Here is a 16164-nt window from a genome sequence, read left to right as displayed (position 1 = left end):
GCTCAGATCATTGGATCTGCGGGGGGAGTCTCCGTTTTGCCTGCGTCGGGATGCAACAGCCGGTGCAACAGCCACAGCAGGTCCCGGGTCAGGAACGGCTTCCGCAACAGACTCTCCAGATGGAGACTTTCCAGCGTGGCCATGGCGACGCGCTCGGCCACGCCGGTCATCCCCACGATGGGCAGCGAGACACCGAGCCGGCGCAGATCCCGGACCAGAGTCGGTCCGTCCATCCCCGGCATGAGCATGTCGGTGAGGATGACCCGGACGCGGTCGGTGAACCGCTGGAACAGCTCGAGCGCCTCGCGCCCCTCGGAGGCCACCAGGACCTGGTAGCCGTGTTTTTCGAGGGAGCGGCGCAACATCTCGCGCACGCCGGCTTCGTCGTCCACGACGAGGATGGTTTCGCCGCGGGCCGGCGGCGGCAGTTCGGGCTCTGCACCGGCCGGCAGGGCTCCCTCGGTCTGTGTGGCCGGGAGGTACAGTTCGAAGGTGGTGCCCTGTCCCACAATGCTCTTGAAGCGCAGGAAACCGTTGTGACCGCGGACAATGCCCAACACCGTGGGCAGACCGAGTCCCGTCCCCTTGCCCACCTCTTTCGTGGTGAAGAAGGGATCGAAGATACGGTCCCGGATCTCGGGCGGGATGCCCGTGCCGGTGTCGCTGACGGTCACACAGACGTACGGGCCGGGACGGGCATGCGGATCCAGCGCGGCAAAGTCCTCGTCCACGTAAACGTTTTCGGCCGCCAGGCGCAGCGTGCCGCCCTGCGGCATGGCATCGCGGGCGTTCACGCAGAGGTTCATCAAGGCCTGATGAAGCTGGGTGGGATCGCCCATCACCGACCACAGGTCGCGCGGGGCGTGCAGGTCGGGCTGGATGTTCCGCGGGAAGGTCTCGCGGATGATCTTGTCCATGTCCCGCAGGAGGTGGCGGATGGGCACGGGGACTCTCGTGCCGGGGGCACCTCGCGCGAAGGTCAGGAGTTGGCGGATGATATCGGCACCGCGTTGTGCGCATTGTTCGATGGTCTCGAGCATGGCGCGGGCCTCGGGATCTTCGGTGCTCTCGCGCAACAGGGGTGCGGCCATGAGGATGGGCGCCAGGAGATTGTTCAGGTCATGGGCGATTCCACCGGCCAGGGCACCAATCCCCTGCATGCGCTGGGCATGAAGGAACTGGACCTCGAGCTGCTTGCGGTCGGTGATGTCGGTCAGGATGGCCAGCACGCGCGGCGGGCTGTCCGGGGGTTCGTTCAACAGGGTCCAGCGGGCCAGGACCACGCGCTCGCCGCCGGTCTGTTGCGGGACCCGGATCTCGCCGGTCCATACCCCCTGGTCCTGAAGTTTCTGCTCCGCCTCCGTCAGGCCCGTGAAAATGAGCTCCGGCACTTCTTCCAGCCGGCGCCCGGGCAGATCCTCCCGGGTCCGTCCGAGCAGATTTGCGGCCGCGGCGTTGGCGTATCGAATGTGGTGATCCAAGGTCCAGACCAGAATGGCGTCGTTTGCGGCGTCCAACAGCGCGGCCTGTTCGCGGAGTCGTGCCTCGGCCTGTTTCCATTCGGTGATGTCGAGGCCGCATCCGCACAAGCCGATGATGTTGCCGGCCCGGTCCCGCAGGGGGACCTTGGAGGCGATTTTCCAGACCACGGTCCCGTCGCGGCGCACGACCCGTTCCTCGTAGTTCAGCAGGGGCTGGCCGGTCTCGATCACGCGACGGTCCTCCTCGGCGAACCGGGCGGCCTGCTCGGGCGGATAAAAGTCGAAGTCGGTCTTGCCCAGGACCTCCTCCTCGCTGCTGGCGCCCATGTAGCGGAGATCCTCGGGGTTGGTGAGGGTCTTGCGGCCTTCGAGGTCCTTGGCATAGACGACCATCGGCACGGTGTTGACGATGGTGCGCAGGAGGGCGCGCTCGCGTGCCAGGGCTTCCTCGGCCTTCTTGCGATCGGTGATGTCCAGGCCGCATCCGGCCAGCCCGATGACGCGCCCGTGGGCGTCCCGGAGGGGCGCCTTGTAGGTCAGGAGCCAGGCCTGCCGGCCGTCGCGCAGGGTGATCAGGTCTTCTCGACCGAGGATGGGTTCCCCGGTTTCCATCACCTGCCGGTCTTCGGCGGCGAACACTTCCGCCTGTTCGGGCGGGTAGAAGTCGAAATCGCTTTTTCCGAGAACCTCCTCCTCGGAGCTCGCACCCATGAACCGGAGGTCGACCGGGTTGGTGAGGGTTTTGCGGCCGGTGATGTCCTTGGCGTAGACGGCCAGGGGCAGGGTGTTCAAGAGCGTGCGCATGAGGGTGCGCTCCGCGGCAAGCTGGTCGCGCGCGCGCTTCAATTCGGTGATGTCGAGGCCGATGCCGGCCAGTCCGGTGATCCGGCCCTGGGCATCCCGGATCGGGACCTTGGAGGTCAGCAGCCACAGATCGGTCCCGTCTGGCCGGGTCACTCGTTCTTCGCGGTTCAAAACGGGCTGGCCGGTGCGGAGCACCTGCTGATCGTCGGCCCAGAAGGCGGCGGCCTGATCGGGCGGGAAAAAGTCGAAGTCGGTTTTGCCGAGTGCCTCTTCCTCAGACCGGACGCCGAGGTTTTTCTGATCAATGGGGTTGACCAGGGTTTTGCGTCCCTCGGTGTCCTTGAGGTAGAGGGCCACCGGCAGATGATCCACCAGCGTGCGCAACAGGGCACGTTCGTTGGCCAGTCGTTCCTCCCAGCGCTGTCGTTCGGTGACATCAATCAGGCTGCCCAACACGGCCGGCCGACCCTGGTAATCCACGCGCGCGCCATGAGCTTCGACATACACGGTGGACCCGTCCTTGCGCCGGCCGCGGAAACGGTAGCGGACTTCGCGGACCTCGCCGCTGAGCCGGCGCCGGATGTTTTCCCGGGCCAGAGGCCGGTCGTCGGGATGGGTCAGATCCAGCGGCCCCAGCTTGCCGATCAGTTCTTCGGGCGTGTAACCGAAGACGGAAGCCATGGCGGGGTTGACGTAAAGGAAACCGTTGGCGTCGTACAGGTAGATGCCCACGAGGGCGTTTTCGGTGAGCATGCGGAAGCGTTCCTCGCTTTCGCGCAATTGCGCCTCGGCGCGTTTTCGGTCCGTGACATCCGTGCACAGCGTGGCGAACCCGTCCCGACCAAACGGTGCCACGGACACTTCGAAGTGCCGGTCCACCGGTGGCCAGTAGATCTCGAGGCGACGCGGCTGCCCGGTCAGCGCGACCCGGGCGAACTCCTCCAGGTAGGGTGCGGGATGCGTGTCGTAGACCTCCGAGCCGAGCCGGCCGCGCACCTCCTGACGTTTCAGCCCCATGAGTCGCTCGTAGGTGGCATTGACGTCGAGTAAACGGTAATCCACCGGGCGGCCGTTTTCGTCGAAGACCAACCGGTGCAGCGCGATCATTTCGCCCGAGCCTTCGAACAGGGAACGGAAGCGGGCCTCGCTCTCTTCCACGGCGCGGCGGGCCTCGCGTTCGGACGTTTGGTCGCGGAAGACGAGGACCACACCGGCCAGTTCGCCCTGCGCATTGCGGATGGGGGCGGCGCTGTCGGCGATGGGGATCTCCCGGCCGTCCCGGTGAATGAGCAGGGTGTGATTGGCCAGTCCCACCGTTTTGCCCTCACGCAACACGCGGTCCACCGGATTCTCCACCGGCTGGCGCGTGAACTCGTTGGCGATCCGGAACACGGTGGCCAGTGGTTTGCCCCGGGCTTCGTCCCTGCTCCAACCGGTGAGCCGTTCTGCGACCGGATTCATGTACTCCACCCGGCCCTCGGCATCGGTGCTCAAGACCGCGTCTCCGATGCTCTCCAGCGTGATGCGTAGTCGCTCGCGGCTCTGGAAGAGCGCCTCCTCGGCCTGCCTGCGTGCGGTGACATCCGCCACGAAGCCCTCCAGGAACTGCAACTGGCCGGATTCGTCGTACACGCCCCGGCCGCGTTCCCAGACCCAGCGAACCTGACCATCCGCGCGCCGGATGCGGTAGCTCAGTTCATAGGGCTCGCGCAGGGCCAGCGCCGCCTGCACGACGTCCCAAACCGTCTGGCGATCTTCCGGCACGATCAGTTCGCCGTAGGACGGGCGGCCCTCCATGAGCGAGGCGGGCTCGTACCCGGTGAGTTCCCTGCATCCTTCGCTAACCAGGATCATCGGCCAGTCGGGTGCGTTTTTGCATCGGTAGGCCATGCCCTGGAGGTTGGCCAGCAGGGTCTGCATCTGGCGATGGCTTTCCCGGAGGGCGCGCTCGGCCTCGATCCGCGCGGTCATGTCCTCAAAGGCCAGCAGGATCATCTGCGCCGCCCGGGCCTCGCCATACAGCCGGCGCGCGTTCAACCGTAACACGCGCCGCCCCAGGCCGGGCCGTTCCACCGTCAGCTCATGATCCTCGACGCCGCTGTCCCGGGCCGGGACCTCTTCCAACACCGCACGAAGTTCGGGCCGATCGAACTGACCGTCCCAGAGTTCGAACAGGGACCGGCCCTCCACCGCACCGGGGGACTCGGCGAAGCTGGTGTAAAAGGCGCGGTTGGCCGAGACCACCCGGTACTGCGCGTCCAGCACGAGCAAGGGATGCCGCAACGTGGCCACGATGGCTTCGTTCAACGCCAGCGCCTCCGCCAACAACCGTTGCGCCCTGCGCTCCTCGGTCTGGTCCCGGAACACCAGGACCACTCCCGTGATCCGACCCTCCTCGTCCCGGACGGGTGCGCCGCTGTCGGCGATGGGAAACTCGCGTCCGTCCCGGGCGATCAGCAGGGTGTGATTGGCCAGGCCGACCACGCGACCTTCCTTCAGGACCCGTTGCACCGGGCTCTCAACCAACTGACGCGTCTCTTCATTGACGATGTGAAACACCCGGCTCAGCGGTTTGCCCCGGGCCTCGGCCAGGGGCCACCCGGTCAATGATTCGGCAACCGGATTGAGGAATTCCACCCGCCCCTCCGCGTCGGTCACGATGACGGCGTCGCCGATGCTCTGCAGGGTGATCCGGTGCCGTTCCTCCAACCGACGTCGTTCCCGTTCGGCCGCCAGTTGCTGTCTCAGCGCCTCCGCCCGGGCGCGGGCGTTCATCAACCGTACCAGCAGGCCCAACAGGACCACCACCGACAGACCCGCCGCCCAGAGAGTCGCCGCCCGGCGCCGCGCCGGTGCATAAGCCTCCGCCGCATCCGCCTTGGTCAGCAGGACCCAATCGGATCCCGGCACCACGGACGCCACCGCAACCACCCGCACCCCGCGATAGTCGGGGCCCTCGAGAAAGCCGCGCTCCCCTCCCACCGCCCGGACCTCCACCAGCGCCGACTCCGCGAGGGGAATGCGATGGCGCAGGGCCATCCCCTGCCAGTTCCGCGCCTCGTTCAGGACCACCACATCGTCGCCACGGCGCTGCAACAACAGGGCTTCCGCACTTTTGGATGGAACCGGCCAGAACGAGAGAACCGGGCCCAGGTCCTCGAAGATCCTGCCCACCAGAACGGCCGCTCCCACCACGGGCGCAGGAGAATCTTCCCCGGAAAGCAGGGGCGCCACCACCGCAAAGTTCGGCACCGGATCGCGTCCGCCGGGAAACAGGTCGCTCAATGTGGTCTGGCCGGTTGCCAGGGCATTGGTCAGGGCCTGACGAAGCTGAGGGGTCAACGGCGGCGGTTCCTCCCGAAGGACCCAACGCACCTGGCCACCGGCGTCGGTGAGCAACACCTGGGTGTACCGGCGGACCGGCAACCGCTGCTCCACGCGCCGCCGCAGCACGGCCTCACGTTGGGCATCGGGCTCGTTCAACCATTGCTGGAACGCCTGCGCCACCGAGGCTGACCGGCGATAGACCTCCCCATCCTCCAACCGTTCGCCGCGCCAGATCACCACCTCCCGGGCCTTCAGCTCGGCGATGCCGCGGAGCATTTCCTCGGCCCGGTGTCGCAGTTCGGCGCTCTGCTGCCGCTGGAGCCAGTAAACGCCGGCCAGTACCGCCACGGCGAGAGAGACCGCCAACCCTCGGACCCACAAAGGCGCTTTCATAGGCTGTTGAGCAAGCAGGCCGAGCCTAATGAGACCCGCTCAGCCGTGACAAGCCGCAACGGCCCGGGCTCCCGGGCCGGGACCGTGCCCGGACGGCAGGCCCGCCCGGGAGCTTTGAGGTTGATCGCAGGCACGTCTCTTCGTTCCATAGCCGCGTATGAAGTCCATCGTGTTGGCCGCCGGTTACGCGACCCGGTTGTATCCGCTGACATTGAACCGACCCAAACCTTTGTTGCCCGTGGCGGGCCAGCCGATGCTCGAACACGTGTTGGCCGCCCTGGCACCGGTGCGCGACATCACCCATGTCTACATCGTCACCAATGCCAGGTTTGCCGACCAATTCGAGCAATGGGCCCGCACCCGGGGTTCTCACGCCCCTTTCCCCTGCACCGTCGTCAACGACGGCACGACAGACGACTCCAACAAACGCGGCGCCATCGGCGACATCCACTTCGTCCTGGAAACCCAGGGCGTGGACGATGATCTGGTCATCATTGCCGGGGACAACCTGTTCAGCGAACCCCTCGCCGGGTTCGGCGAGTACTGTCGCCAGCGCCATGCCCCCGTGCTCGGTGTCTACGACGTGGGCGATCTCGAACAGATCAAAAAGTACAACGCCATCTCCACCGACGCCGACGGGCGCATCAGGTTTTTCGAGGAAAAACCCGCCCAACCCCGCAGCACCCTCACCGGCATCGCGCTCTATTACTACCCGCGGCAGACCCTGCCGCTGATCCGGCAGTACGTGGCCGAAGGCAACAACCCGGATCAGCCGGGCCGTCTCGTCCAGTGGATGTACACGCGCACGCCCTTCTACACCTGGCGCGTGCCGGGACTGTGGTTCGACATCGGGTCCAAAGAGACCTTGGAGGAAGCGGACCGGATCTTTCGAGAGCTGGCCCGGGGCCGGGCCGGGGGTGCCGGCGCCTGATCCAACCGGGCCGGGCACATGGGCATGTCTGCGGGCGCGGCCGCGCGGCCCGGGCCGAAACCGGTCCCGCACCCCAACCCGGATGCCCCGGCCACCACCCTACGGAACCGATGCTGCGGACAACCTGGAGGCTCCGATGGTGCCTGCTCGCGATGGCCTGGCTGGGCTGGACCACGCCAGCCGGAGCGGATCCGGACACGCTGGACCTCGGCGGCCGCTGGCGCTTTGCACCGGACCCGCAGGATGTCGGGTTACACGAGCAATGGCACACGCGGGCGTTGCCCGGAACCGTGCGATTGCCCGGATCGCTCCCGGCGCAGGGGATCGGAGACCCCGTCGGGGTGGACACGCCCTGGACCGGCGGGATCGTGGACCGTTCCTGGTTCGACGCCCCGGAGTACGCGCCCTACCGGCTGCCCGGCCGGATCAAGATCCCCTTCTGGTTGCAACCGGAGCGCTACTACGCCGGGCCCGCATGGTACCAACGCGACCTGCAGGTGCCGGCCCGCTGGCGCGGGCGCTGGCTCCGCCTGGAACTGGAACGGCCCCACTGGGAAACCCGGGTGTGGCTCGACGACCGGTTCCTGGGCACGAACCGCTCGCTGGCCACGCCGCACGTGTACGAACTGGGCTTTGTCGAACCCGGCCGACATACCCTGACCATACGCGTGGACAACCGTCGGGTGATTGACATCGGCGAGAACTCCCATGCCATCAGCGATCATACCCAGGGCAATTGGAACGGCATCGTGGGCTGCATCCGGTTGGTGGCGCTCCCTCCCGTGTGGATCCGGGATCTGCAGGTGTACCCCCGCGTTGCCGACCGCAGCGCGCGGATTCGCGTCGTGTTGACCAACCCGGCGGCCGTCCGGTTCGAAGGCCATCTCCGTCTCGAGACGGATGACGCCCGGCCGGGCCGGGCCGCGGAGCAGATCGGAGAACTCCGTTTCGAGGAGGGTGATTGGGAGGGCGAATTCAACCTGCCGCTGGGCCCCGACGCACCGCTGTGGGACGAGTTTCATCCTGCTCTGATCCGGCTGCGGGCCAGGCTCGAGGGCCGCGCCGGCGGTCAGAAGGTCCGGCACGAACGCACCGTCCGGTTCGGGCTGCGCGAGCCGGGGACGGAAGGGACGCGATTCACCCTCAACGGCCGGCCGCTGTTCGTGCGCGGGACGCTCGAGTGCGCCATCTTCCCCCGCACGGGGCATCCGCCCACCGACGTGGCCGCGTGGGAACGCATCATCCGGGTGGCCAGGCAGCATGGACTCAACCTGTTCCGGTTCCACTCCTGGTGTCCTCCCGAAGCCGCCTTCATCGCCGCCGATCAACTGGGTTTCTACCTGCAGGTCGAGACCTGCTGGCCCAACCAATCCACCACACTCGGAGACGGCAAACCGGTGGACGCATGGGTCTGGGAGGAAACCGAGCGAATCCTCGAAGCCTACGGCAATCATCCCTCCTTCCTCTTCATGGCGCATGGGAACGAGCCCGGCGGCCGCAACGCCGGTGCGTATCTCCGGCGGTACGTGAACCACTTCAAAGCGCTCGATCCCCGCCGGCTCTGGACCAGCGGGTCCGGCTGGCCCCAACTGCCGGAAAACCAGTTTCACGTGACGCCGGACCCCCGGATCCAGGCGTGGGGTGCCGGCCTCCGATCCCGCATCAACGCCCGGCCGCCGGAAACGATCACCGATTACGGCGATTATATCCGGCGCCGTTCCGTCCCTGTCATCAGTCACGAGATCGGTCAATGGTGCGCCTACCCCCACCTCGACGAGCGGACTAAGTACACCGGGTATCTCAAGGCCCGGAACTTCGACATATTTGAAGACCGCCTCCGCGCCCACGGTCTGCTCCGCTTTGCGCGGGACTTTCTCCACGCCAGTGGGCGGCTTCAGGTCCTTTGTTACAAAGAGGACATCGAATCGGCGCTGCGCACCACCGGCATGGGCGGGTTTCACCTGCTGGACCTGCACGATTTCCCCGGCCAGGGCACCGCGCTGGTGGGCGTGCTCGACCCCTTCTGGGAACCCAAGGGATACGTGACGGCGGAGGAATACCGGCGATTCTGCAATTCCACCGTCCCGCTGGCACGCCTGGCCCGGCGAGTGTTCACGAGTTCCGACCGGATCGAGGCCCGGTTGGAAGCGGCACATTTCGGGCCCGCGCCCCTTCGGGATGTGGAGTGGACCGCGCGCCTGGTGGACGGGCGGGGCCGGACCGTCCGGCGCCAGAAAGGTCTCCTGTCCCGGCTTCCCCTGGGCAACGGGCTCGAGCTCGGGACCGTGGAGTGGGATCTGGCCGGGCTGGTCGTCCCTGCAAAATACCGCCTCGTCGTGACCCTGTCCGGACGCGAGGAACCACACCCCTCGGGTGCCCGCCGCGTCCGGTTCGAAAACGACTGGGACCTCTGGGTCTACCCGGACAGGGTGCACCCGCCACCCCCATCCGTGCTCGTCACCAACGCATTCGACCGGGCCGTGGAATCCGTACTGGCCGCGGGCGGCCGCGTGCTGCTGACACTGCCGGGTCACCGCGTCCGCAACCATGACGACCTGCCGGTCAAGCTCGGTTTCTCTTCGATCTTCTGGAACACGGCCTGGACCCGCCGTCAGGCCCCCACGACCCTGGGCATCCTCTGCGACCCGCGCCACCCCGCCCTGTCAGACTTCCCCACCGAGTCCCACAGCAACTGGCAGTGGTGGTACCTGATCCATCGGGCCGGTGCGCTGCGACTCGATCTTTTGCCACCGGACACAGAGCCCATCGTGCGGGTCATAGACGACTGGTTCACCGCGCGGCCCCTGGCACTGATCGTCGAAGGCCGGGTCGGCCCGGGCCGCATCCTCATTTGTGGGTTCGATCTGACTCGCGAAGCGGACGACCCGGTCAGCCGCCAGATGCGCGCCAGTCTGACCGCCTATCTGGCGTCCGACCGCTGCCGGCCCCGCGCCGAGTTCACACCCGAACAGGTCCGGGCGCTGATCGATCCCGAACGGACGGACCCGTTGCGACCCGACCGGGTGTCGGCTTCCAGCGAACAGCCGGGTTACGAAGCCGCGCGGGCCGTTGACGGTGATCCCGAAACCCTGTGGCACACCCGCTGGGGCGAGGACGCCGATCCATTTCCACACGACCTGACGCTGGAATGGGACGATCCCCGGGCCGTGGCGGGCGTGATTGTCCGGCCCCGCCAGGACGGCAACCGGAACGGCTGGATCCGGCGCTGGGAGATTCACGTGCGCATGTCCCCTTCCGGCCCGTGGGAGGGTCCCGTGGCGGCAGGTGAATGGCCGGCCGATGCGGGCCCCAAGACCGTTCGATTCGACCCGCCGATGGAGATTCGCGCCCTCCGGTTGCGGGCCTGGAGCGGACACGGCGCAGGTCCGTGGGCTTCGGTGGCGGAAATCACGCCGCTGGCACCATGACCCGGGCGCGGGTCCGGCCGCGCCATCCCGACGGCATGAACCGCACGCCGCGCGCAATGGCCCGACCCCGTTCGAGGTGAGGCCCGAAGCGGCCCTTCCCGAAAACTGCGCCGGCCCGCACGTCGCATCGGCATGCGACGCACGGGCCGGTGATCTTTTCGGGGGCGGCACGGCCCTGGACCGCGTCAGCCGCCCGAAGGGGCGGTCACGAACAACCGAGGCTCTCGCCGCAGTTCAGGCATTTGTAACAGGCGCCGTTGCGGACCGTGACGTGGCCGCAGTTCGGGCAGGTGGGCGCGTCCAGCTGGAAATGCGCCACCGTGTCGCTCAACGATTTTACCGGACCCGCACCGGCCGCCGGGGCGCCGGCCGCGACCGTTGCAGGGCTGGCGGATGTCTCGCCCTCGCCCTCCTCGGCCGTGCGCGGCAGTTCGGGCACCGGCCGGTTGACCGTCCGCTTCAGTTCCTCCATCAGGCCGGGGAAGCTCAGCTCCGGCTGCTGGGAGGCGGCCTGCTGCTCGCGGTAACCGGGCAGGAATTGCAACGCCATCCACCGGAAGATGTAGTCGGTGATCGAGGACGCGTTCCGGATCTCCGGGTTGCGGGTGAATCCGCTCGGTTCGAACCGCTGGTGAGCAAACTTTTTCACCAGGGCCTCCAACGGCACGCCGTACTGCAGGGCCAGACTGGTCAGCGTGCCGATGGTGTCCATCAGGCCGCCGATGGTCGAGCCCTCCTTGGCCATGGTGATGAACAGTTCGCCCGGCGAACCGTCGTCGAACAGACCCACCACCAGGTAACCCTCATGACCGGCGATCTCGAACTTGTGGGTGACCGACCGGCGCGTATCCGGCAGGCGACGGCGCCGGGGCCGACCCGCCTCCTGCTGCAGCCGCCGCACCTCGGCTTCCAGCTCCTCGATCCGTTTCCGGAGCGACTCGATCGTCTCCCGATCGCCGGCCTCGCCTGTCTTGCGGGTGCTGAGGGGTTGGGACCGTTTCGAACCGTCCCGGTAGATGGCCACGCATTTCAACCCCATCTTCCACGCCTGCACGTAGGCGTCCCGGATCTCCTCGATGGTGCTGTCCTGGGGCATGTTCACCGTCTTGGAGATCGCCCCGCTGATGAACGGCTGCACCGCGGCCATCATCTTGAGGTGCGCCATGTAATGGATGGCGCGTTTGCCGCGGGCCGGCTTGAACGCGCAGTCGAACACCGGCAGATGCTCCGGCCTGAGCCCGCTGCGGACCACCTGCCCGTTCTCCTCCACGTCCTCGATCGTGTCGTACCGGTCAATGTGCGCCACGATCCGGTCAATCTCCTCCCGGGAATAGCCCAGCCGGCGCAGCGCCTCCGGCACCGTGCGGTTGACGATCTTCAGCAGCCCGCCGCCCGCCAGCAGCTTGTACTTCACCAGCGCGATGTCCGGTTCGATCCCCGTCGTGTCACAGTCCATCATGAAGGAGATCGTCCCGGTGGGCGCCAGCACGGTCACCTGTGCATTCCGGTAACCGAAGCACCGGCCCAACTGCAGCGCACGATCCCAACAGGCCCGGGCCGCCTCTTTCAGATGGGCAAACTCCGCGGCAGGCTGGATCTGCTCCACCGCGTCCCGGTGGAGCTGGATCACCTCGAACATGGACTCCACGTTGTCGGGCTTGAGCGGCTTGGGCACGTGGGCGCACCGTGCGTCGTGCAGACCCGGGAAGGGCCCCAACGCCTCGGCAAGCCGTGCCGACTGTTCGTAGGCCGTGCCGGTCATGATGGCCGTGATCGCGCCCGCCAGCGCCCGTCCCTCGTCCGAATCGTAGGGTAAGCCGTAGCTCATGATGAGCGAACCGAGGTTCGCGTACCCCAGGCCCAGGGTGCGGAAGATGTGCGAGTTTTCCGCGATCTCCTTGGTGGGGTAGCTGGCGTTGTCCACGATGATGTCCTGCGCCGTGATGAACACCCGCACCGCCGCCTGGAACCGTTCCACGTCGAACGATCCGTCCGGGCGCTTGAACTTCATCAGGTTCAGCGAAGCCAGGTTGCAGGCCGTGTTGTTGATGAACACGTATTCGGAGCAGGGGTTGGTGGAGTAGATCGGCTCGGTGCCCTTGCAGGTGTGCCACTTCTGGATGGCCCCGTCGAACTGCATGCCCGGATCGCCGCAGATCCACGTGCCCTCGGCGATCTTCCACAGCAGTTTGGCGGCGTCCTTCTTCTCCAGGGGCTTGCCGGTGGTCACCGCGCGCGTCCACCACTCGCGACCCTGCAGGGCCGCCTCCATGAACGCGTCGGTGGCACGCACCGACAGGTTCTCGTTCTGATACATCACGCTGCCGTAGGCCTCGCCGTTGTAGCTGCCGTCGTAACCCTGCTCGATCAGGGCCCAGGCCTTTTTCTCCTCCCTGGCCTTGGCCTCGATGAACTCCTCGATGTCACCGTGCCAGTCGTACAACGTGTTCATCTTGGCGGCACGCCGGGTCTTGCCGCCGCTTTTAACCACGTTGGCCACCTGGTCGTAAACCTTCAGGAAACTCAACGGCCCGCTCGGCCGGCCGCCCCCGCTGAGTTTCTCCTTGCTCGACCGGATGGGCGACAGATCCGTGCCCGTGCCCGAGCCGAACTTGAACAGCATGGCCTCCGAGTACGCCAGCCGCATGATGGACTCCATGTTGTCCTCGACCGACTGGATGAAGCAGGCGCTGCACTGCGGGTACTCGTACTGAGTCCGGGCCCGCTCCGCCTGGCCGGTCCGGGGGTTGTAGAACCAGTTGCCCGGGGCGGATTTCGTGCCGATCCCGTACTGATGGTAGAGTCCCACGTTGAACCAGACCGGCGAGTTGAACGCCCCGTACTGGTTGAGGCACAACCACACCAACTCGTCGTAGAAAACCTCCCCGCCCTCGGGCGTGAAATAGCCGTCCTTCACCCCCCAGTCCGCAATGGTCCGACACACGCGGTGAATGAGCTGGCGCACCGAAGTCTCCCGTTCCGGTGTGCCCATCTCACCGTAGAAGTACTTGGAGACCACCACCTTGGTCGCCAGTTGCGACCAACTCCTGGGCACCTCCACGTCCTCCTGCTTGAAAATCACCCTGCCCGAATCGTCCGTGATCTCGGCGGTGCGCCGCTCCCACTCCACCTGGTCGAACGGCTTGACCTTCGGATCACTGAACACCCGGGGCCAGTCCATCGGCTGCCGAATGGGCGGTTCCGCCCCCGCGCCCGCTGAAACGTGCCGCGCCCCGTCCTCCCCGGGACGATCGGACCGTGCCTTTACCTGCTGAACCGTCGGTGCTTCGATCATGGCGTCAGGTTTGTTGCTTGGGATTCGGTTGCTGCCCCCCGGACCCGCCGCGCACAAAGCCACCGCCGGCCATCGGCTGTCCGGGGGAAATTCGATTCAAAACTGTCACAAATCCGCGCCGCATCGCGGGGAAACCCCGCCGATCGGCATTGCCCAACCGGTTGGGCAACACGGCCACCTTAGACCCAACATATAGCGTTGCAAGGGATTTTTTTGACTTTTTCGTTTAACGGTAACGAAGGCCGTTTTCCTCGGTTTCTTCGCGCCGGTCGGGAGCGCAAAACCCGGTGGCCACGTTGCGCAGTGGCCCGTGCAGCGTCAGGTCGAGCCCGGGAGAGCCTCTTGCTCAGCGTTTGCCCAACGCCACCAAGGGCGCCACTTCGCGCCAAATGGCTGCATGCACCGCCTCCACCGAGCCTGAGGCGTCTATGACGCGCACCCGGTTGGGTTCAGCCGCCGCGATGGCTTCATATCCCCGGGCCACGCGCTCGAAAAATGCGGCATCGGCCTCTTCCATCCGATCCCGCACGAACGGCAGGGTGGCCTGGCGCCGCCGGAGTCGCTCGGCACTCACTTCCGGCGGCACACGCAACAGCAGGGTCAAGTCCGGCCACGTGTCGCCCACGGCCACCTCGATCACCCGCCGCACGGTCTCCAGGTCCAGTCCACGCCCGTACCCCTGGTAGGCAATGGTCGAATCGGCAAATCGGTCGCACAAGACGATCTCACCGGCGGCCAGCGCCGGGCGGATCACTTCACGGACCAATTGTGCCCGGCTGGCGTTCATGAGGAGCAGCTCGGTTTCCCACGCCATGGCGTGGTTTTGGTGGCTGTGTTTGAGGGTGTGGCGGATCTCCTCACCGATGGGTGTGCCGCCCGGTTCCCTCACCACGCACACGCGGCGGCCCCATTCCCGCAGTTTGTCCGCCAGCAACGCCACCTGGGTGGTCTTGCCGCTGCCCTCCGTCCCTTCGAACGTGATGAACAACCCTTTCACCTCGGTTCCTCATCGCACCCGGACCGGCCGGTGTCCTGCCGGGCCGGACCTCGGCCGGGTCAGGCGGTTCGCGGAAGCCGTTTCAGCCGCGGCCCTTTGGGGGTGTCTTCCACAAGCCAGCCGGCTGACCGGATCCGTTCCCGCAGGGCATCTGCCCGCGCAAAGTCCCGGGCTTTTCGGGCGGCTTGTCGTTCTTCCACCCACTGCAGCACCTCCGGCGGGGCGGTTTCCTCCGAATGTTCGCCCACCGCCAGCACGTCGTCCACCCGGGCCCATTGTTGCAGCGCCGCGGCGGCCCCGGCCGGGGTCAGCGTGCCGGCAGCCATCCGGCGGTTCAGTTCCCGAACCCACTCGAAGACGGCCGCCCAGGCGGCGGAGATGTTAAGATCTTCGTCCATGGCCGTCTCGAACGGTCCGAGCAGATCCGGCACCGGCGCCTCCGCCCCGGAAAGGGAGGAAGCCGTCCCCGTGTGGCTTTCGGCCAGCTCGCGCAGTCGCGCCAGGCACTCGTCAAGTCGGCCCAGTGCCCCCCGGGCGGCCTGCAGGCCCTCCAGTGTGAAGTTCAGGGTCTCGCGATAGTGGCCGGACAACAGGACGTAACGGACCTCCCGCCCGGCAAAGCCGCGCGCCAGGAGGTCGCGCAGGGTGAAGAAGTTCCCGAGCGACTTGCTCATCTTGCGGCCTTCGACCAACAGGAAGGCCCCGTGCACCCAGTACTTGACGAATCGCCGGCCCGGCTGCTGCAGTCCGGCCCCTTCGCTCTGGGCGATTTCATCCTCGTGATGCGGGAAGATCAGGTCTTCACCCCCGAGGTGCAGGTCGAAACTGGGCCCGAGCCATTTCATGCTCATGGCCGAACATTCGATGTGCCAGCCGGGCCGGCCCTCCCCCCACGGGCTGGGCCAGTAGACGTCCCCGTCCTCGGCTGTGCGCGCCTTCCAAAGCGCGAAATCCACGGGGGTCTCCTTGGCGTACTCGTCGGACCGGACCCGCTCGCCCACCCGCAACTGGTCCAGACGCACCCGCGCCAGCTGGCCGTACTGTCCGCCGGCGGCGACGTATTTTTCGATGCTGAAATAGACCGACCCGTCCGGAGCCTGGTAGGCAATGCCGCGGTCCATCAGCCGCCGGATCAGTTCGATGATCTCCGGGATGTGCTCGGTCGCCCGCGGCGTGTGATGCGGCCGGCGGCAACGGAGGGTTTCGAAATCCTCGAAAAACGCCGTCTCGTACCGGACCGTGTACTCCCGCAGCGGCAGACCGGTCTCCTGCACGCGCCGGATGATCTTGTCCTCCACGTCCGTGATGTTCATCACGTGCCGGACCGTGTACCCGCGAAACTCCAGATACCGCCGCAGCAGATCCGCAAACACGAACGTCCGCCAGTTGCCGATGTGGGCGTAGTCGTACACGGTCGGACCGCAGCAGTACATGCCCACCTGGCGCCCCCCGGGGTCCAGTGGCTCGAAGGTCTCCAGACTTCGTGTCAGCGTGTTGAAGAGTTTCAT

6 protein-coding genes are annotated in these 16164 nt (G+C 66.7%); 2 read left to right on the top strand and 4 right to left on the bottom strand.

What is annotated here, in order from left to right; genetic code table 11:
• Window positions 1-2 precede the first annotated feature (2 nt).
• Entirely contained in the window at window positions 3-6005 is a 6003-nt protein-coding gene (locus ACPDIX_RS03445; protein ID WP_423430381.1) for a PAS domain S-box protein, read from the bottom strand.
• Between the two features lie 157 nt (window positions 6006-6162).
• Between ACPDIX_RS03445 and ACPDIX_RS03440 the strand changes: the two genes are divergently transcribed.
• Together ACPDIX_RS03440 and ACPDIX_RS03435 are read left to right on the top strand one after the other, a co-directional pair.
• Entirely contained in the window at window positions 6163-6936 is a 774-nt protein-coding gene (locus tag ACPDIX_RS03440; protein WP_423430380.1) for a nucleotidyltransferase family protein, read from the top strand.
• A 110-nt stretch (window positions 6937-7046) separates the two neighbouring features.
• A complete protein-coding gene (locus tag ACPDIX_RS03435; protein WP_423430379.1) occupies window positions 7047-10364 on the top strand; it encodes a discoidin domain-containing protein in 3318 nt (1105 codons plus the stop codon).
• 205 nt (window positions 10365-10569) lie between these two features.
• On the opposite strand, the gene ACPDIX_RS03430 is transcribed toward ACPDIX_RS03435, so the two are convergent.
• The 3 genes from ACPDIX_RS03430 to cysS all read right to left on the bottom strand — a co-directional run bounded on the left by ACPDIX_RS03430 (window position 10570) and on the right by cysS (window position 16164).
• Window positions 10570-13659 (bottom strand): vitamin B12-dependent ribonucleotide reductase, encoded by a 3090-nt coding sequence (locus ACPDIX_RS03430; RefSeq protein WP_423430378.1) that lies wholly within the window; start codon window positions 13657-13659, stop codon window positions 10570-10572.
• A 346-nt stretch (window positions 13660-14005) separates the two neighbouring features.
• Window positions 14006-14656 carry a dTMP kinase gene (gene tmk, locus ACPDIX_RS03425; RefSeq protein ID WP_423430377.1) on the bottom strand — a complete coding sequence of 217 codons (651 nt, stop codon included), beginning with the start codon at window positions 14654-14656 and terminating at the stop codon, window positions 14006-14008.
• A 59-nt stretch (window positions 14657-14715) separates the two neighbouring features.
• On the bottom strand, window positions 14716-16164 hold the full coding sequence (gene cysS, locus ACPDIX_RS03420) for a cysteine--tRNA ligase (protein WP_423430376.1): 1449 nt from the start codon (window positions 16162-16164) through the stop codon (window positions 14716-14718).

Origin of the sequence: Limisphaera sp. 4302-co (assembly GCF_049537155.1) — a bacterium.
GTDB lineage: Bacteria > Verrucomicrobiota > Verrucomicrobiia > Limisphaerales > Limisphaeraceae > Limisphaera.
Note: the sequence above shows the minus strand (reverse complement) of the source record. Positions and strands in the feature narration are given on the sequence as shown.